The organism is Noviherbaspirillum sp. FW303-A3 (assembly GCF_058788695.1).
The window spans coordinates 997,616-1,015,960 of the sequence record NZ_JBYTAZ010000001.1 but is presented as its reverse complement, the minus strand read 5'-3'; the positions used below and the strand labels follow the sequence as shown (position 1 = coordinate 1,015,960).

The following is an 18,345-nucleotide window of genomic DNA, read 5'->3' as shown; positions in this document are numbered from 1 at the left end:
TTTCTGATGCGGATACGGATCAGCGATCGCCGTAGGAACGGCGTCCGCCGCCGTTGTCACCGAAGTGAGAACCCTTGTTGTAGCCATCCTTGCGCGGTGCGCCCGGCTTGCTGAAGCTGCGCTGGCCCGGCTTGCCGCCGCGGTTGTCGCCCGGCTTCCAGCCGCCCGGCTTGCGAGCGGTGCGCGGTGCCGACGCCGTCTTCTTCGGCTCATAGCCCTCGATCACATCGACCGGAATCAACTGCTTGGTGAAGCGTTCGATGCGCTTGATATTGATGTTTTCCGAGTGGTTCACCAGCGAGATCGCCAGGCCGTTACGACCTGCTCGGCCGGTGCGGCCGATACGGTGCACGTAGTCTTCCGGGAACTTCGGCAGGTCGTAGTTCACGACGTGGGTAATGCCAGGCACGTCGATGCCGCGGGCGGCAACGTCGGTGGCCACCAGCACGCGCACATGGCCGCGGCGCAGTGCGTCGAGGGTGCGGTTGCGGGCGCCCTGGTGCATGTCGCCGTGCAGGGCGGCAGCGGCAAAACCGGCGATGTTCAGGCGGTCGGCGATCGTGTCTGCATCACGCTTGGTCGCGGTGAACACGACGGCCTGGTCGAGGGACGCATCGCGCAGCAGGTGGTCGAGCAGGCGGTTCTTGTGCGACAAGTCATCGACGAAGTGCACGCGCTGCTGGATGTTCTCGTGGCGGCTCGCCGCACTGGCGATCTGGATCACCAGCGGGTCGCGGGTGATGCGCTTGGCCATGGTGCCGACGACGCCGTCGAGCGTCGCGGAGAACAGCATGGTCTGGCGGGTTTCCGGCGTGGCGGCCACGATCTTCTCGATGTCTTCGATGAAGCCCATGTCCAGCATGCGGTCGGCTTCGTCCAGCACCAGGATCTCCAGTTGCGAGAAGTCGATCTTGCCCGACTCCATGTGGTCGATCAGGCGGCCAGGAGTAGCCACCAGGATTTCCGGGTTCTTTGCCAGCAGTTGCATCTGCTTCGGATACGGCATGCCGCCCAGGATGGACACAGTGCGCACACGGCGCAGGTAGGTGCCGTACTTGGTGGTCGCGGTCGTGACCTGAAGCGCCAGTTCGCGCGTCGGGGTCAGGACCAGCATCTTCGGCTGTGCTGCCTGGAAGCGCGGACGCTCGCCGCGCGAACGGGCGGACTGGCGTTCCTGGTTCGGCGTCTTCAGGGCAGGTTGAGCGGATTGTTCTGCGACGGCAAACTTGTTCAGCGCCGGCAGCATGAATGCCGCGGTCTTGCCGGAACCGGTCTGCGAGGAAACCATCAGGTCGCGGCCTTCGAGCGCCGCGGGAACAGCCTGCTCCTGGACGGGAGTCGGCTTGGTGTAGCCGGCTTCCGTCAATGCCTTGAGGATGGACGAGTGCAGGCCGAGTGTTTCAAATGTCATTGTGTTTCTTTCTTGAATTACAACGCCGCGACCACGTTCATGACGCGTACGCGAACGTATTGAAAAGGCAACGCCAACCAACGAAACAACTGAGAATTTTTCTGAGAAATTTCGGCACAAAGCTTTGCGCCGGGACGGTGTCTATCCAGAGCGACACCAAGAGGCGGGATGCTTTATCGTTATTGCTAAAGGGTTGCGATGCTGCGAGGTACATCATGCTGCAATGCACAGCGGCGCATTATACATACTATTTGAATCCGCCGTCGGCTTATTTTCGGAAGGGGCGGGCTGGCCCGCCCCAGTCCGGTATTACTCTTCCGGTGCGTACATGACGTGCGAGAAGCCGCCGTCGACGTAGGTGATTTCGCTGGTAATGCCCGAGGCGAGATCCGAAAGGAAGAAAGCGGCCGTGTTGCCGACATCCTCGATCGTGATGTTGCGGCGCAGGGGGGCATGGGCGGCGACGATGCCGAGCAGCTTGCCGAAGTCCTTGATGCCGCTGGCGGCGAGGGTCTTGATCGGACCGGCGGAAATGCCGTTCACGCGGATGCCTTTCGGGCCGAGCGATTCCGCCAGGTAACGTACGCTTGCTTCGAGCGAGGCCTTTGCCAGGCCCATGGTGTTGTAGTTCGGGGTGGCGCGGGTCGAACCCATGTAGGTCAGGGTCAGCAGCGAGGAGTTCGGGCGCAGCAGCGGCAGGGCGGCCTTGGCCATGGCCGGGAAGCTGTACGACGAAATGTCATGTGCGATGCGGAACGATTCCCGCGACAAGCCATCTAGGAAATCTCCGGTAATTGCTTCGCGCGGTGCGAAACCGATCGAGTGCACCAGGCCATCGAGGTGATCCCAGGACTTGCCGAGATCGGCGAATACCGCATTGATCTGTTCATCGCTGGAAACGTCGCAGTCGAATACCAGTTCGCTGTCGAATTCCTTGGCGAACTCGGTGATCCGGTCCTTGAAGCGCTCGCCGACATAGGTGAACGCCAGTTCCGCGCCTTCGCGCTTGCAGGCCTGGGCGATGCCGTAGGCGATGGAACGGTTGGACAGGAGTCCGGTGATCAGAATTTTTTTGCCTTGCAGGAATGCCATGAACGACTCCAGAAAATTTGGTGCGTATTTTATCGCGATACGGGTATAGACCATCGTGCCGCGGTCAAGAATCACCGGAAAAGCGCTTGTTTCAGCGGTTTTCGGGGTTCTGTTTTTCAGACTGGGCAAGATTGTAGGTTGGGTTGGGGCATAGGGCAACCTTTTGCGCGCTTGGGGAAAATCAACAGTGTTGGCTGTCTGGCATGTTAAAACGCTCACACTCGCTTACCGAAGGGCAAGGGCAACTTGATGGAATAGAAATCCTCGCTGTCCCTTTCGGTAAAATAGCCCGGCCCAGAGTCGCTGGGATGCACTACATATAGAGGCGCATGCGCAAATTCCTTATCCTCATCCTGCTCGTCAGCCTGGTATCCGCCAGCGGAAGCGCAATGGCCGCCCATGCCTTCTCCTTGTACGGGACACCGAAGTATCCCGAGGGTTTCAAGCACTTCGACTACGTCAACCCGGATGCCCCGCGCGGCGGCGAACTGTTCCTGGCCAATCCCGACCGGCGCACCAGTTTCGACAAGTTCAATCCGTTTTCCCTGAAAGGCGTCGCGGCCGCAGGCGTCTCCAACCTGATGTTCGAGACGCTCGCTGTCGGCTCGGCTGACGAAGTCGCCACCATGTACGGCCTGCTGGCGGAGGACATGCAGCTGGCGCCGGACCGCATGTCCATGACCTTCCGCCTCAATCCGAAGGCGAGGTTCAATAACGGCGATCCGGTGACCGCCGCGGATGTGAAGCATTCATTCGACAGCCTGGTCGCCAAGGGGGCGCCGTCCATCAAGATTACCTTCGCCGAGATCAAGCAGTGCGTCGTGATCGACGAACGCACGGTGCGGTTTGACTTCAAGTCCCTCAACCATGAACTGCCCCTGATCGCAGGCGGCGTGCCGGTGTTTTCGCGCAAGTGGGGGAGCAATACCAGCTTCGACAAAATCCAGCTCGAACCGCCGATTTCCACGGGGCCCTACCTGATCGACCGGTACGACATCGGACGCTCGATCAGCTTCAGGCGCGATCCGAAGTACTGGGGTGATGACGTGCCTTCACGGCGCGGCATGTTCAATTTCGCGCGGATCAACTACCAGTTCTACAAGGACGACGTCGCGCGGCTCGAAGCATTCAAGGCGGGAGAATTCGACGTGGTTGTCGAATATTCCGCAAAGAACTGGGCGCGTGCCTACATCGGGCCGAAGTTCGAGCGCGGCGAGATCATCAAACGCGAACTGAAGCACTCGAACGGCGCGGGCATGCAGGGCTTCATGATGAATTTGCGCAAGCCGCAGTTCCAGGACATCCGCGTGCGCAAGGCGCTGGGCCTGGCCCTGGATTTCGAATGGATGAACCGGCAGCTCTTCTACTTCCAGTACAAGCGCATCTATTCCTTCTTCAACAATAGCGAGCTTGCCGCCACCGGCATGCCCACTGCCGAAGAGCTGAAACTGCTTGAGCCCTTGCGCGCGCAGCTCGACCCGGCGGTGTTCGGCCCCGCGCCCGTGCAGCCTGTTACCACCCCGCCGTCGTCATTGCGGGCCAACCTCGTCCAGGCGAAAGCCTTGTTCAAGGAGGCCGGCTGGGAGTATCGGGACGGTGCGCTGCGCAATGCCAAGGGCGAGCCGTTCACGCTCGAAATCATCGACGATCAGGGTGCCATGTCGCGCATCATCAGCGTGTATGTGCGCAACTTGCAAAAGCTCGGTATCCAGGTGAACCAGCGCACATCGGACTACGCATTGATACAGCGCCGCATGCAGGAGTTCGACTTCGAGATGACGAGCATCAACCTTGGTGCATTCACCAGTCCCGGGAACGAATTGTTCGACATGTACAGTTCATCAGCGGCGGACGAAAAGGGATCGAGCAACGTCTGGGGCCTGAAGGATCCGGCCGTCGACAAACTTGTCGCCGCGGTGGTCGCCGCAACGACATGGAATGACCTTGTCACGGCATCGCGCGCCTTGGACCGCGTCCTGTTGCACAAGCATATCGTCGTGCCGCACTGGTTCTCGGGGACGCATCGCGTTGCCTACCGCAACCGTTTCGGCATCCCCAAGGTCGTGCCGCTGTATTACCAGGCCGACGGCTATGTCATCTCTACCTGGTGGGAAACCGGGCCGCGATAGGAAATTATCATGAGGATTGATCCATGAACCTGTGGGCTTATATCGGGAAGCGCATGCTGCTGATGCTGCCGACGTTGTTCGGGGTGATCGCGATCACGTTCGCCGTCATCCAGTTCGTGCCGGGCGGCCCTGTCGAGCAGATGCTGTCGGAGCTGAAGGGGCAGGCAGGCGCGGGCGAAGTCTCGACGAGAGGTCCTTCGGAGTACCGCGGGCGGCAGGGCGTCGATGCGGAGCGCGTCAAGGAAATCCAGGCGCTTTACGGCTTCGACAAGCCGCCGCTGGAGCGTTTCTGGCAGATGGTCAAGGGGTTCGCCACCTTCGACCTCGGGCAAAGCTTCTATCACCACAAGGATGTGTGGGGACTGGTGAAGTCGAAGCTGCCGGTGTCGATCAGTCTCGGCCTGTGGACGTTTTTCCTGACCTACCTCATATCGCTGCCGCTCGGCATCGCCAAGGCCGTGAGGGAAGGGACACGGTTCGACGTCGCCACAAGTATTGCGGTCCTGATCGGGTATTCGATTCCCGGCTTTGTGCTCGGTGTCTTCCTGCTGGTGATGTTCGGTGGCGGCAGTTTTGTGCAGTGGTTCCCGCTGCGCGGGCTGACTTCGGACAACTGGGAGCAGTTGTCTCTTTTTGGAAAAGTCGTTGATTATCTGTGGCATATCACGCTGCCCGTCACTGCATCGGTTGCCGGATCGTTCGCCGTCATGACCATGCTGACCAAGAACACCTTCCTTGAAGAGATCCGCAAGCAGTACGTGCTGACCGCGCGCGCCAAGGGTCTTAGCGAGAAGACCGTGCTCTACAAGCATGTATTCCGCAATGCGCTCATTCCGCTGGTGACCGGTTTTCCTGCCGCATTCATCGGCGCCTTCTTCGCCGGCAGCCTCCTGATCGAAACCCTGTTCTCGCTCGACGGCCTCGGCCTGTTGTCCTACGAATCGGTGGTCCGTCGCGATTACCCGGTGGTCATGGGGACCCTTTACCTGTTTACCCTGATCGGCCTTGTGGTGAAGCTGCTGGGCGATTTGTGCTACGTGTGGGCGGATCCCCGCGTGCAGTTCGAAAGCCTGAACCGATGACAACAACGACACCATCCATCTCACCGGGCCGGCGCATCTGGCTGCGCTTCAAGCAGAACCGCCGCGGCTACTGGAGCCTGATCATTTTCTGCGTGCTGTTTGGCATCAGCCTGGCAGCCGAAGTCGTGTCGAACGACAAGCCGCTCGCGGTAAGCTACAACGGCAAAATCATGTTCCCGATCGTGCAGACGTATTCGGAAAGGGAATTCGGCGGCGATTTCGACACACCTGCCGATTACCTCGATCCCTTCATCCAGGAACAGTTCACGCGCGACGGCAACTGGGCGATCTATCCGATCAACCGCTACAGCTATAACACGCTGAACTATTTCGCCAAATCGCCCAATCCGGCGCCGCCTTCCGGCGACAACTGGCTGGGGACGGACGATCGGGGCCGCGACGTGTTCGCGCGCCTGCTGTATGGCTTCCGGGTATCGGTGCTGTTCGGCCTCGCCCTGACCATCACGGGCGTGATCCTCGGCGTGATTACAGGGGCGATCCAGGGATATTTCGCCGGCAGGACCGATCTTTTCTTCCAGCGCTTCATGGAAATCTGGGGATCCATGCCGGAGCTCTACCTGCTGATCATTTTTGCGTCGATCTTCGAACCCGGCTTCGGGCTGCTGCTCATCTTGCTGTCCCTGTTCGGCTGGATGGGCCTGTCGGACTACGTTCGTGCCGATTTCCTGCGCAACCGCAACCTCGAATATGTGCAGGCGGCACGCGCGATCGGCCTGTCCAACCGCCAGATCATCTGGCGCCATGTGCTGCCCAACAGCCTGACGCCTGTCGTCACCTTCCTGCCGTTCCGCATGAGCGCGGCGATCCTTGCGCTGACCAGCCTGGACTTCCTCGGCCTCGGTGTGCCGCCGCCAACGCCAAGTCTTGGCGAGCTGCTCGCGCAGGGCAAGAACAACCTCGATGCATGGTGGATCGCGATGTCGACCTTCGTGGCGCTGACCATGATGCTGCTGCTGCTGACCAATATCGGCGATGCCTTGCGCAACGCGCTCGACGTGCGGAGGAAGGCATGAGCCTGCTGGATGTGCAGAACCTGCGGGTCGGCTTCGGCTCCGCCACTGTTGTCAGCGATGTCAGCTTTTCCATCGCGCCCGGCGAGAAGTTTGCGCTGGTGGGCGAGTCGGGATCGGGCAAGACCGTCACCTCGCTCTCCATCCTGCGGCTGAACCATGACGCGCAATACGGCGGCCGCATCCTGTTCGAAGGTGAAGACCTGCTACGGAAGCCGGAAGCGGCGATGCGCTCTGTGCGCGGCAAGGATGTCGCGATGATTTTCCAGGAACCGATGACCGCGCTCAATCCGCTCTTCACCATCGGCAACCAGATCGCCGAGGTGTTGATGCTGCATGAAGGCATCAGTGCCAAGGTCGCGGCGCAGCGTACGGTCGAACTGCTTGAAAAAACGGGTATTCCCGAGCCGGCGCGCAGGGCAATGGCCTTTCCGCACGAGCTGTCCGGAGGGCAGCGGCAGCGCGCAATGATCGCCATGGCGCTTGCCTGCAAGCCCAAGCTGCTGATCGCCGACGAACCGACCACGGCGCTCGATGTGACCATCCAGGTGCAGATCCTCGAATTGCTGAACCAGTTGCAGCGCGAGGAAAACATGGCCGTGCTGATGATCACGCACGACCTGAACCTGGTCCGGCATTTCGCCGACCGTGTCGGCGTGATGGAAAAGGGCAGGCTGATCGAAACGGCGAGCACGCACGACCTGTTTGCGCAGCCACGAGAGGCCTATACGCGCAAGCTGTTGGCAAGCCACCCGCAGCGCGTGGTGGAAACCGTCGACGAGAATGCCGCGCCTTTGCTGGCTGCCGAGCGTGTGCGCTGCACGTTCTCGATCAAGCGCGGCTGGTTCAAGAAGACCCCATTCGTCGCCGTCAATGATGTCGACGTGCAGTTGAAGCCGCATGAAACGCTCGGCATCGTTGGTGAGTCCGGATCAGGAAAGTCGACCCTGGGCATGGCGCTGATCCGCCTGTCCTCGGCGGCGGTAAATGGAAAGATTGCCTTCCTCGGCAAGCCTATCAGCGACATGTCGAGCGTCGAGCTTCGCCCCATGCGCGCCAAGATGCAGGTGGTGTTCCAGGACCCGTTTGCGTCGCTGTCCCCGCGCAGGACGATCGAGCAGATCGTCGGCGAGGGACTGGAGCTGCACCAGCCGCAACTCGGCCGCGACGGATTGCGCAGGGAAGTGGCGAATGCGCTCTCCGAGGTCGGGCTGGCGCCGGAGATGATGTCCCGCTATCCGCACGAATTTTCGGGCGGCCAGCGCCAGCGGATTGCGATTGCGCGCGCGCTGGTCCTCAAACCGGAATTGATCCTGCTGGACGAACCGACGTCCTCGCTCGACGTGTCGGTCCAGCAGCAGGTATTGCTGCTGCTCGCCGAGCTGCAGCGCAAGTACGGCATGGCTTACCTTTTCATCAGCCACGACCTGGCCGTGATCCGCGCGATGGCGCACCGCGTGATGGTCATGAAGGATGGAAAAGTAGTGGAGGCGGGAAAAACGGAGGATGTGCTGTCGAATCCGTCGCAAGCCTATACGCAGCGCCTGCTGGCCGCAGCAACGTACTCGACCCTGAGCAAGACCGCAACGCCCCGGAGCCACGCGGGCGCGGCTCCGGCCTGAGCCTGATCGTCAGCTCGAACGCTTCTTGCCGGTCTTGCTGTTCGATGCGGTCGCCTTGGCCTTGCGTGCCGGGGCAGGCGCGGCCTTGCGATACGTCGGCGTGCTCTTTGCAGCCTGCCGGGTCGGCGCTGCTTTCCCCGCAGCCGCCTTGTTCGGCACATTGAGTTCGAGACGCGTTCCGGTGGATACCTTATCCTGTTTCAGGTCATTCCAGGACTTGATCTGCGCGACGCTGACCTTGTGCCGCTGTGCGATCGTGGCGAGGCTGTCCTTCTTGCCGACCTTCACATAGATCTTGCGGGTTTCCGGCACGTCCGGCGCGGTCACCAGCTTGGCTGTGTCGACGAGTTCCGGCGCGATGTCCTTCTCGGGAGCATTGTCGCTCCTCGGCACAAGCACGGTCGAGCCCGCCTTGACCACCATCTTCGGCGGGATATTGTTGGCCTCGCGAATGACTTCCGGCGTGGTGCCGAACCTCTTCGCGATGCTGGCGATGCTCTCGCGCGCGCCGGTCACCTTGTGCGCAGTCCAGGAGGACAGGGCGCGGCCCCAGCGGGCGAGGTTGGATTTGAATTTTTCCGCGTTGCTTTGCGGCAGGAGGATCTGCGTTCCCGAACCGGCCGGAATGACCGGGCGGTTGAACTGCGGATTCAGCGCCTTGAATTCATCGACCGACAATTCGGCCAACTGCGCGGCAACCTTGACGTCGATGTCGCGCGTCTTGCCGATGGTGACGAAGTAAGGCTGGTTATCCACCTTCGGCAGCGCAATGCCGTACTCGCCCGGTGCCGCGATGATGTTCTTCACTGCCTGCAGCTTCGGCACGTAATTGCGCGTTTCAGCCGGCATGAATTGCGACAGGCCGTTGAAGTCCGTCGATACGCCGGCAGCGCGCGCCTTGTTGATTGCGCGCTGAACCGAGCCTTCGCCCCAGTTGTAGGCGGCAAGCGCCAGCTGCCAGTCGCCGAACATCCCGTACAGTCTCTGCAGGTAGGTCAGCGCGGCATCGGTCGAGGCCAGCACATTGCGGCGCTCGTCCTTGAACATGCTCTGGGTCAGGTTGTAGTCGCGCCCGGTGGACGGGATGAACTGCCACATACCGGCAGCATGCGCGCTCGAATAAGCCTGCGGATTGAAGGCGGATTCGATGAAGGGCAGCAGCGCCAGCTCCGTCGGCATGTTGCGCTTTTCCAGTTCCTGCACCACATGGAACAGGTAGCGCGATGCGCGCGTCGTGGTCCGCTGGATATAGTCAGGACGGGCCGTGTACCAGTCCACATGGTTGGCGACCAGCGGATTGTCCAGGTCGGGAATGGCGAAGCCTTTGCGGATACGCGCCCAGACGTCCACTTCCTCCATCGACAGGACCTGCGCCAGCGGGTCGTTCGGATCGTACGGTTTTTCCAGGATGGAAACCTGCGACCAGTTGTAGAGGGGAAGGGAAAGATCGGCTGCCTGGGCGGCGAGCGGTGCTCCGAGGATGAGTAACGCTGCAACTTGGAGGTTTCTTGTTTTCAGCGGCTGCATGGGGCCTCGCTTGCTGTTATTGGAGCCACGGCGATCGTCGGCGCCGGGTTGAATCGAGTGAGTTTACGTAATGGTGTTTTCCTGCGTCAAGATTTATTGCATGAATTGCAAAACCGGCAATGCCTTAACGGAAGGAATTCTTCCATTCGCGTAAGGCAGCAAAAACAGCAATTGGTTCCCGCGTGGAAATGATTCCACGGGACATGAGCCTCTCTGCAATGGTCGGCTCGCGGAACCTCAGAAACGGATTGGTGGCCTTTTCCAGGCCTATTGTCGATGGCACCGTCGGGATGCCTTGCTCGCGCTTGGATTGTTCGCTCCGGATGCGCGTTGTCAATTGCATATTATCCGGCTCGACCTCGTTAGCAAAGCGTAAATTGGCAAGAGTATATTCGTGCGCGCAGAAGATTTGCGTTTTGTCAGGAAGCGTTGCCAGCTTGTCGAGCGAATGCGCCATCTGTTCCGGCGTGCCTTCGAACAATCGGCCGCAGCCGCCGGCAAAGAGCGTGTCGCCGCAGAACAGCCAGCCGTTTTCCGCGCTGTAATAAGCGATATGGCCGCGCGTATGGCCGGGAACGTCGATTACTTGCAGCGTGAGGCCAAGCGACGGAACCTGTACGGTATTGCCTTCGGCAAGCGGCACCGTCACTTGTGCAATACCGTCCGAACGTGGACCGAAGACCGGCACGGGGGAATCTTTCAGCAGGGCCGGAACACCGCCGACATGGTCAGCATGGTGATGTGTCAGTAGAATAGCGGCCAAGGCAAGACCGTGATCCGCGAGCGCTGCCCGTATCGGCGCGGCATCGCCGGGATCGACAACGGCGGCATGCTCGCCATCGTGTATCAGCCACAGGTAATTGTCCTGGAACGCCGGAACAGTCAACACATTCAACATACGATGGAACGCCCTTCCGCTGAAAAGCCCATTATAGCCCTCGGCCCCTGGCTCGAAACGCCAGCCGGGAGCTATGTCCGCGCCTGGCAGCAGGCGCGGCTGGACATGCTTACGGCGGACATTTTCGGCTTCAATGCCATGCAGGTCGGCTTGCCGCAGGTGAATGCCCTTCAGGCAAACCGGATGCCGAACAAATGGCTGACCGACACGCATGTCCCGCCCGGCAACGGTGAGGATGGGCTCGCCCCGATTGTCGTCGTGCATGATTTCGCCGAGCTGCCGTTCGCTTCGCAGAGCCTCGATCTCATTGTCCTGCCGCATGTCCTCGAATTCGCGTCCGAGCCGCACCAGGTGTTGCGCGAGGTCGAGCGCGTGCTGCGTCCCGAGGGGCAGGTGATCATCGTCGGCTTCAATCCCGCCAGCATGTGGGGATTGCGCCAGATTGCCGGCCGACTGACGGGCGCGCATTTCCTTCCGCCGGAGGGCGAATTCATCAGCGTCCCCCGCCTCAAGGACTGGCTCAAGCTGCTCAACATGGAAGTCAGCCGCGGCCATTTCGGCTGCTATGCGCCGCCTTGCCTCACCGAGAAGTGGCTGACTCGCTTCACCTTTATGGAAGGGGCGGGCGACCGCTGGTGGCCCTATCTTGGTGCCGTCTATATCGTCCACGCGATCAAGCGCGTGCGCGGCATGCGTCTGATCGGCCCGGTTTGGGCCAGGAAATCTGCCACCGCCACACAAGGCGTGCCGGCAACCAATCGAATACAAAAGAAACATCAATAAGCATGGAAAAAGTGGAAATATTTACCGACGGGGCATGCAAGGGAAATCCTGGCCTCGGCGGGTGGGGAGCTTTGATGATTGCCGGCGCGCACAAGAAGGAGTTGTACGGCGGCGAGCGAAATACCACCAACAACCGGATGGAACTGAAGGCCGTGATCGAAGCGCTCACCGCGCTGAAACGACCATGCGATGTGATTGTCCATACTGATAGCCAGTATGTGCAGAAAGGCATCAGCGAATGGATCCATGGCTGGAAGGCGCGCGGCTGGAAAACGGCTGCGAAGGAGCCGGTGAAAAATGCCGATTTGTGGCAGGCGCTCGACGCCGCCCAGGCTCAGCACAAAATCGAATGGCGCTGGGTGAAAGGCCATGCGGGACACGAAGGAAACGAGCGCGCCGACGCCTTGGCCAACCTCGGAGTAGCCTCCGTGTCCTGATTTCACTGATATGCTACATTCGCTCGTTGGCAACACGGTTTGCCGCTGAAGATCAACACCCGCAAACGAGCACATGAACGCCCGGAGAATCCTGTATCCAGCCATCGCCGCCATCGGCATTTCTGCCCTTGGTGCCTATGCCTATTATGCCCAGCGCCAGCCTCAGGGGCCGATCGAGCAGACAGCGGCCCCGCAGGCCGGCGCGGCAAAATCCGGCGGTGGTACATCCTCTCCGGTATCGGTCGACGCTACACAAGTCAGCACTGCTCGCTTGATTGATGACATCAACGCCGTCGGTTCGATACGTTCGAACGAAGCTGTGATCATCCGTCCGGAAGTGTCCGGACGAATTGCCAGGTTGAACTTCAACGACGGCCAGCATGTGAAAAAGGGCCAGTTGCTGATTGCCTTCGACGCCACGGTCAACCAGGCGGAAGTGCAGCAGGCGAAAGCGGAGCTGGGCATTGCCCGCGCAAACTTCGAACGCACCGTCGACCTGGCGAAGCAGAAATTCATTTCCGAGCGCGCGCGCGACGAGTCGCAGGCCAACGTGCAGGTGCTCGAAGCGAAGCTCGCACTCGCCGAAGCGAGGCTGTCCAAGCTCGAAATCCGCGCGCCGTTTTCCGGCATTGTCGGTATCCGCACGGTCAGCGTCGGCGATTACGTGAAAGACGGCACCGACCTCGTGAACCTGGAAGACATCTCCAGCGTCAAGGTCGACTTCCGCGTTCCGGAACGCTACGTGGACCAGGTGCAAAGGGGGCAGGGGATTGAAGTGCTCGTGGATGCAGTGCCGGGCCGGCCTTTCCGTGCGCGCGTCGACGCCATTGATCCGCAGGTCGATAGCTCCGGGCGCTCCGCGCTATTGCGAGGCCGCATCGACAATCCGGAAGGCAAGCTCAAACCGGGCATGTTTGCGCGCGTCAGGCTGATCCTCGCCGAACGCGGCAATGCGATGGTTGTTCCCGAGGAGGCCATCGTCCCCCAAGGCAACAAAGCCACGGTGTGGAAGGTCGTCGACGGCAAGGCAATGCGAATCGAGGTCAAGACCGGCTTGCGCCGTGCCGCCACGGTGGAAATCGTGGAAGGCCTGCAGCCGGGCGACACTGTGGTGACCGCCGGCCAGATCCGGCTGTCCAAGGATGGCACGCCGGTTCGCATCGCCCAGATGAGCGGGCCGGACGGAAAGCCCGTCAGCGTCTCGACAGCGCCGGCACCGAAGAGTTAAACGGAGCGCATCATGGTCTTGTCAGACATCTGTATCCGCCGTCCCGTGTTCGCGACGGTGATGTCGCTGATCATCCTGCTGATCATCCTGCTGATCGGCCTGGTGTCGTACAACCGTCTCGCCGTGCGGGAATACCCCAAGATCGATGAACCGGTGGTCACAGTGGAGACGCGTTATCCCGGCGCCAGTTCCGAGATCGTCGAGTCACAGGTCACCAAGCCGATGGAAGACTCGATCGCCGGTATCGACGGCATCGACGTCCTGACATCGATCTCGCGCGCGGAGCAAAGCCAGATCACCGTCCGCTTCCGTCTTGAAAAAGATCCGGACTCCGGCGCCAACGACGTGCGCGACCGCGTCTCGCGCGTGCGTTCCAAGCTGCCCCAAACCATCGAAGAACCGGTGATCGCCAAGGTCGAGGCCGATGCCAATCCCATCATCTGGCTCTCGTTCTCGAGCGACAGCATGTCGCAGCTCGACCTCACCGATATCGCAAACCGCATCGTCAAGCCGCGCCTGCAACTGCTGCCCGGCGCAGCGGACGTGCGCATCGGCGGCGAGCGCAAGTATGCGATGCGCCTCTGGCTCAACCGGGACAAGCTGGCTGCCTACCGCCTGACCCCCGCGGATGTGGAAGATGCGCTCAGGCGGCAGAACGTCGAAGTACCGGCCGGGCGCATCGAATCACGCCAGCGCGAATTCTCGGTCGTGTCCCAGACCGACCTGGCGACGCCGGCGGAGTTCGAAAACATCATCGTGCGCACCGTCAACGGCTATGCCATACGGGTCAAGGATGTCGCAAAGGTCGAACTCGGTCCCGCCGCCGAGCGGACCTCGGTGCGCTTCAACGGCCAGAACGCCGTGTCGCTCGGCGTCATCCGTCAGGCAACAGCCAACCCGCTGGAACTGGCCGGCCATGTAAAGACCGAAGTGCCGAAGCTGAACGAAGAACTCGCGCCGCAAGGCGTGAAGATCGCGATCTCGGTCGACAACACGCTGTTCATCGAACGCTCCATCAAGTCCGTCTACTCGACCATCGGCGAGGCGATCGTGCTGGTCGCGCTGGTGATCTTCGTTTTCCTGCGCTCCCTGCGCGCTTCGATCATTCCGCTGGTCACGATTCCGGTATCGCTGATCGGCTCGTTTGCGCTCATGTCGCTGGCAGGTTTCACGATCAATACGCTCACCTTGCTGGCGCTGGTGCTGGCCATCGGCCTCGTGGTGGATGATGCGATCGTGGTGCTGGAAAACATCTATCGCCACATCGAGGACGGGATGAAGCCCTTCCAGGCGGCCCTGCAGGGCGCAAAGGAAATCGGTTTCGCGGTGATCGCCATGACGCTCACGCTGGCCGCCGTGTATGCGCCGGTCGCCTTCACGCCCGGCCGTACCGGCCGCCTGTTCGTCGAATTTGCGCTGACACTTGCCGGTGCGGTGATCGTCTCCGGCTTCGTCGCGCTGACCCTGTCGCCCATGATGTGTTCCATCATGCTGAAACACCAGGAAAAGCACGGCGCCGCCTACCGCGCGATCGAAAACACGCTCAATGCCATTACCGCCGGATACCGGCGCGTCCTGGCGATGACGCTGACCGCACGCTGGATGGTGATTCTTGTCTACCTGCTCGTCATCGGCGCGCTGGTGTGGCTCGGAACCGGCATGAAGAAGGAGTTGGCGCCAATCGAAGACCGGGGAACGATCTTCACGTCGATCACCGGACCGGATGGCGCATCCCTGGAGTACACAGAGAAATATGCCCGCCGCCTGGAACAGATTGCCGCGGATGCCAAGGAAATCGACCGCGTGTTCATCATCGCGGGCAACCCGACCGTCGAGCGCGGCGTCGCCTTCTTCCGCACGGTCGACTGGAGCGAGCGCAGCCGCAGCACGCTCGACATCATCAAGGAAATGCAGCCCAAGATGGCCGGCGTTCCCGGCGTGCTTGCCTTCCCCAACGCACCGCCATCGCTTGGCCAGTCGATCCGCGAGCGGCCCGTCAACCTGGTGGTCCTGACCAATGCATCCTATCCGGAACTGCAGAACGTCGTCCAGCAGATCGTAACCGAAGCCGGTAAGAACCCGGGCTTGGCCAACATCGACACCGACCTGCGCCTGAACAAGCCCCAGGTCAACGTCGAGGTCGACCGCGACAAGGCTGCCGATGCCGGCGTGCAGATCGAGACCGTCGGCCGTACCCTGGAAACCATGCTCGGCGGGCGCAATGTCACGCGCTTCAAGAGGGGCGGCGACCAGTACGACGTCATTGTGCAGATTGAGAATGTCGAGCGCGATGCGCCCGACGACATCAACAACATCTTCGTGCGCGCCACCGGCAAGAACGGCACGCCCGACCAGATGCTGCCGCTGTCCAGCCTGCTGAAAGTCCGCGAAACCGTTGCTCCCCGTGAGCTGAACCACTTCGGCCAGCGCCGTGCCGCGGTCATCACCGCCAACCTTGCCAACGGCTATACACAGGGCGAAGCGATCGAATTCATGGAGGAAACAGCCAAGAGCATCATCAAGCCCGGCTACGCCACCGACCTGTCCGGATCGTCGCGCGAATATCGTGCGTCGAGCGGCAGCCTGGCGCTGACCTTCATCCTCGCGCTCGCCTTCATCTACCTCGTGCTGGCGGCGCAGTTTGAAAGCTTCATCGATCCCTTCATCATCATGCTGACCGTGCCGCTTTCGATGGCCGGCGCGCTGGCGGCACTGAAATGGAGCGGAGGCACGCTCAACGTGTACAGCCAGATCGGCCTGATCACGCTGGTCGGCCTGATTACCAAGCACGGCATCCTGATTGTCGAGTTCACCAACCAGTTGCGAGAGCAGGGCCGGGAAATCCGAGAGGCTGTCGTAGAAGCCGCCGTCCTCCGCCTGCGCCCGATCCTGATGACCACCGGCGCCATGGTGCTCGGCGCGATGCCGCTGGCACTTGCCACCGGCGCGGGCGCCGAGTCGCGCATCCAGATCGGCTGGGTCATCGTCGGCGGCATGACCTTCGGCACGCTCCTCACACTATTTGTCGTCCCGACCTTCTATACTTTCCTCACCCGGAAGAAGGCGCATGCCGAGCCCGATGCCGCGCACGCCCAACCAACACCTGCAACCGTACATCAAGCATGAGACAGATCGTCCTCGATACCGAAACCACCGGCCTGAACCCACGCTCCGGCGACCGCATCATTGAAGTCGGTTGCGTGGAGATCGTGAATCGCCAGCTCACAGGCAACAACTTCCACTCCTACATCAATCCGGAGCGCGACTCGGAAGAGGGCGCACTCGCGGTGCACGGCCTGACCACCGAATTCCTGAGCGACAAGCCCAAGTTCGCGGAAATCGCGAACGAGCTGCGCGACTATGTCCGCGACGCCGAAATCATCATCCACAACGCGCCGTTCGACCTCGCCTTCCTTGATGCGGAATTCGACCGGCTCGGGTTCCCGCGCTTCGCGGAACACGTTGCCTGTATTACGGATACCCTTGTGCAGGCCAAGGAAATGCACCCCGGCAAGCGCAATTCGCTCGACTCGCTCTGCGACCGCTACGGCATTTCCAACGCCCACCGCGCGCTCCACGGCGCGCTGCTGGACGCGGAATTGCTGGCGGAGGTCTATCTGGCCATGACGCGCGGCCAGAACAGCCTCACGATCGACCTTGCCGCGCCAGAACAAGGCGTGACGCAGGATCAAGTGATCGAGGTGGTATCGCTGGCTGAAATCGTCATCCTTCAAGCGACGGAAGAGGAGCGAATGGAACACGAAGCGCTCCTGGACCGTCTTGACAAGGACGTCAAAGGAAAATGTCTGTGGCGTGTGGAACCGGAAACAGCAACGAATTGATTCCGCGCACGGTTTGTGCCATAATGCGCAGCTCTTCGGACAGTTAGCTCAGGGGTAGAGCACCGCCTTCACACGGCGGGGGTCACTGGTTCAATCCCAGTACTGTCCACCATCCCCAACACATTGATCAGCAAGGGATTTTTCAATCCCGCTCGATTTCTGTCCTCCCTGAATCGGAACATTTGCCACAAAATTGCCACAGTCGAGTGGCAGGGAGCTTGTGGTGGCGACGATTCGTCAACGTGGAAAATACTGGGAAGTTCAGATCCGGCGTGAAGGCTGGCCTAAGCTTACTCACACATTCAATTCGAAGCCGGCCGCACGTGCCTGGGCAACCGTTATCGAATCAGAGATGGAACGCGGCGTCTTTGTCGATCGAACCGAGGCGGAAAGAAATACCTTGGGGGATCTCTTAAGCCGTTATCTTTCCGACGTTTCCAATCACAAGAAAGGCGCGCAGGCCGAGCGCTATCGAATTACTTCATTGCTTCGAGACCCGATTGCCCAGTATAAGGTGGCCGGCCTTTCGGGCAAGATCCTTGCTGAATGGCGGGATAGACGGTTGAAGGAGGTCTCAGGGTCGACAACGAATCGGGACCTGAATTTGATTTCCCATGTAATCAACGTTGCCCGGAAGGAGTGGGGAATTCATATTGAAAACCCCGTATCGATGATCCGGCGGCCGCCAGAAAATAAAGGGCGAAACAGGCGTCTTTCACCAGGGGAAGAAGAAAGATTGCTGGCAGAATTGGAGCCGAGCACTCGTTCAGCTCAGGGGCGATTCGAAGAGGGTGGATGCAAAAATCCCTGGGTGTATCCGCTTGTGGTTTTGGCCTTGGAAACCGCAATGAGGCGGGGCGAACTGTTATCACTCCGATGGGGCGATGTCTTTTTGGCGGATCGCTTCGTCCGGCTGCACGATACAAAAAATGGCGACGCCCGTGATGTCCCGCTTTCCACACGTGCCCATACTGTTCTAAGCAATCTGCCTCGCCATATTTCGGGGAAGGTATTTCCGATTACAGCTGATGCGGCTAAGAAGGCTTACGAGCGTGCCGTAACCCGTGCCGGGCTCGAGAACCTGCATTTCCATGACTTGAGGCATGAGGCCACCAGCAGAATAGCGGAAAAGTTGGATAACGTCTTGGAGCTATCCGCGGTGACCGGCCATAAATCGCTTTCCATGTTGAAGCGGTACTACCACCCGCGAGCAAAGGACTTGGCAAGAAAGCTTGGATGACATTCTGAGAAAGTCGTGGCACA

The 18,345-nt window shown here is 60.6% G+C and carries 14 protein-coding genes and 1 tRNA gene; 11 read left to right on the top strand and 4 right to left on the bottom strand.

Going from position 1 to position 18,345, the window contains the following annotated elements:
- Positions 1 to 19: 19 nt before the first annotated feature.
- Together AC3WOY_RS04970 and fabI are read right to left on the bottom strand one after the other, a co-directional pair.
- Positions 20 to 1,411: a DEAD/DEAH box helicase gene (locus AC3WOY_RS04970; RefSeq protein WP_492421362.1), complete on the bottom strand. Its 1,392-nt coding sequence runs from the start codon at positions 1,409 to 1,411 to the stop codon at positions 20 to 22.
- 309 nt (positions 1,412 to 1,720) lie between these two features.
- A complete protein-coding gene (gene fabI / locus AC3WOY_RS04965) occupies positions 1,721 to 2,503 on the bottom strand; it encodes an enoyl-ACP reductase FabI (RefSeq protein WP_492421360.1) in 783 nt (260 codons plus the stop codon).
- 329 nt (positions 2,504 to 2,832) lie between these two features.
- Between fabI and AC3WOY_RS04960 the strand changes: the two genes are divergently transcribed.
- The 4 genes from AC3WOY_RS04960 to AC3WOY_RS04945 are packed head-to-tail and all read left to right on the top strand — an operon-like array spanning position 2,833 to position 8,367.
- On the top strand, positions 2,833 to 4,632 hold the full coding sequence (locus tag AC3WOY_RS04960; RefSeq protein ID WP_492421358.1) for an extracellular solute-binding protein: 1,800 nt from the start codon (positions 2,833 to 2,835) through the stop codon (positions 4,630 to 4,632).
- Between the two features lie 23 nt (positions 4,633 to 4,655).
- A complete protein-coding gene (locus tag AC3WOY_RS04955) occupies positions 4,656 to 5,714 on the top strand; it encodes a microcin C ABC transporter permease YejB (RefSeq protein ID WP_492421356.1) in 1,059 nt (352 codons plus the stop codon).
- Positions 5,711 to 6,748: an ABC transporter permease gene (locus AC3WOY_RS04950; RefSeq protein WP_492421354.1), complete on the top strand. Its 1,038-nt coding sequence runs from the start codon at positions 5,711 to 5,713 to the stop codon at positions 6,746 to 6,748. Before AC3WOY_RS04955 ends, AC3WOY_RS04950 begins: the two co-directional genes overlap by 4 nt.
- Complete coding sequence (locus AC3WOY_RS04945) at positions 6,745 to 8,367, top strand: ABC transporter ATP-binding protein (RefSeq protein WP_492421352.1); 1,623 nt, start codon at positions 6,745 to 6,747, stop codon at positions 8,365 to 8,367. Before AC3WOY_RS04950 ends, AC3WOY_RS04945 begins: the two co-directional genes overlap by 4 nt.
- A 9-nt stretch (positions 8,368 to 8,376) precedes the next feature.
- On the opposite strand, the gene AC3WOY_RS04940 is transcribed toward AC3WOY_RS04945, so the two are convergent.
- On the bottom strand, positions 8,377 to 9,894 hold the full coding sequence (locus AC3WOY_RS04940) for a transglycosylase SLT domain-containing protein (protein WP_492421350.1): 1,518 nt from the start codon (positions 9,892 to 9,894) through the stop codon (positions 8,377 to 8,379).
- 124 nt (positions 9,895 to 10,018) lie between these two features.
- Complete coding sequence (gene gloB, locus AC3WOY_RS04935; RefSeq protein WP_492421348.1) at positions 10,019 to 10,792, bottom strand: hydroxyacylglutathione hydrolase; 774 nt, start codon at positions 10,790 to 10,792, stop codon at positions 10,019 to 10,021.
- A 3-nt stretch (positions 10,793 to 10,795) separates the two neighbouring features.
- On the opposite strand from gloB, the gene AC3WOY_RS04930 reads away from it, so the two are divergent.
- The 7 genes from AC3WOY_RS04930 (at position 10,796) to AC3WOY_RS04900 (ending at position 18,322) form a co-directional block, all read left to right on the top strand.
- Entirely contained in the window at positions 10,796 to 11,575 is a 780-nt protein-coding gene (locus tag AC3WOY_RS04930) for a class I SAM-dependent methyltransferase (RefSeq protein WP_492421346.1), read from the top strand.
- Positions 11,576 to 11,577: 2 nt separating this feature from the next.
- A complete protein-coding gene (rnhA, locus tag AC3WOY_RS04925; protein ID WP_492421344.1) occupies positions 11,578 to 12,012 on the top strand; it encodes a ribonuclease HI in 435 nt (144 codons plus the stop codon).
- A gap of 73 nt (positions 12,013 to 12,085) precedes the next feature.
- Positions 12,086 to 13,240, top strand: coding sequence for an efflux RND transporter periplasmic adaptor subunit (locus tag AC3WOY_RS04920; RefSeq protein WP_492421342.1), 1,155 nt, complete (start codon positions 12,086 to 12,088; stop codon positions 13,238 to 13,240).
- A 12-nt stretch (positions 13,241 to 13,252) separates the two neighbouring features.
- Positions 13,253 to 16,366: an efflux RND transporter permease subunit gene (locus tag AC3WOY_RS04915; RefSeq protein ID WP_492421340.1), complete on the top strand. Its 3,114-nt coding sequence runs from the start codon at positions 13,253 to 13,255 to the stop codon at positions 16,364 to 16,366.
- Positions 16,363 to 17,082 (top strand): DNA polymerase III subunit epsilon, encoded by a 720-nt coding sequence (dnaQ, locus tag AC3WOY_RS04910; protein WP_492421338.1) that lies wholly within the window; start codon positions 16,363 to 16,365, stop codon positions 17,080 to 17,082. The genes AC3WOY_RS04915 and dnaQ overlap by 4 nt, the downstream gene beginning before the upstream one ends.
- Before the next feature lie 37 nt (positions 17,083 to 17,119).
- Positions 17,120 to 17,194 (top strand) — tRNA-Val (locus AC3WOY_RS04905).
- Between the two features lie 111 nt (positions 17,195 to 17,305).
- Positions 17,306 to 18,322, top strand: coding sequence for a tyrosine-type recombinase/integrase (locus AC3WOY_RS04900; protein WP_492421336.1), 1,017 nt, complete (start codon positions 17,306 to 17,308; stop codon positions 18,320 to 18,322).
- The last annotated feature ends 23 nt before the right edge of the window (positions 18,323 to 18,345 follow it).

Bases quoted from the DNA above. Each gene is read 5' to 3' on its own strand.
- rnhA (WP_492421344.1), top strand. From the start codon at position 11,578: ATGGAAAAAGTGGAAATATTTACCGACGGGGCATGCAAGGGAAATCCT.
- AC3WOY_RS04955 (WP_492421356.1), top strand. From the start codon at position 4,656: ATGAACCTGTGGGCTTATATCGGGAAGCGCATGCTGCTGATGCTGCCG.
- AC3WOY_RS04940 (WP_492421350.1), bottom strand. From the start codon at position 9,894: ATGCAGCCGCTGAAAACAAGAAACCTCCAAGTTGCAGCGTTACTCATC.
- fabI (WP_492421360.1), bottom strand. From the start codon at position 2,503: ATGGCATTCCTGCAAGGCAAAAAAATTCTGATCACCGGACTCCTGTCC.
- AC3WOY_RS04950 (WP_492421354.1), top strand. From the start codon at position 5,711: ATGACAACAACGACACCATCCATCTCACCGGGCCGGCGCATCTGGCTG.
- AC3WOY_RS04930 (WP_492421346.1), top strand. From the start codon at position 10,796: ATGGAACGCCCTTCCGCTGAAAAGCCCATTATAGCCCTCGGCCCCTGG.
- gloB (WP_492421348.1), bottom strand. From the start codon at position 10,792: ATGTTGAATGTGTTGACTGTTCCGGCGTTCCAGGACAATTACCTGTGG.
- AC3WOY_RS04945 (WP_492421352.1), top strand. From the start codon at position 6,745: ATGAGCCTGCTGGATGTGCAGAACCTGCGGGTCGGCTTCGGCTCCGCC.
- dnaQ (WP_492421338.1), top strand. From the start codon at position 16,363: ATGAGACAGATCGTCCTCGATACCGAAACCACCGGCCTGAACCCACGC.
- AC3WOY_RS04960 (WP_492421358.1), top strand. From the start codon at position 2,833: ATGCGCAAATTCCTTATCCTCATCCTGCTCGTCAGCCTGGTATCCGCC.
- AC3WOY_RS04915 (WP_492421340.1), top strand. From the start codon at position 13,253: ATGGTCTTGTCAGACATCTGTATCCGCCGTCCCGTGTTCGCGACGGTG.
- AC3WOY_RS04920 (WP_492421342.1), top strand. From the start codon at position 12,086: ATGAACGCCCGGAGAATCCTGTATCCAGCCATCGCCGCCATCGGCATT.
- AC3WOY_RS04970 (WP_492421362.1), bottom strand. From the start codon at position 1,411: ATGACATTTGAAACACTCGGCCTGCACTCGTCCATCCTCAAGGCATTG.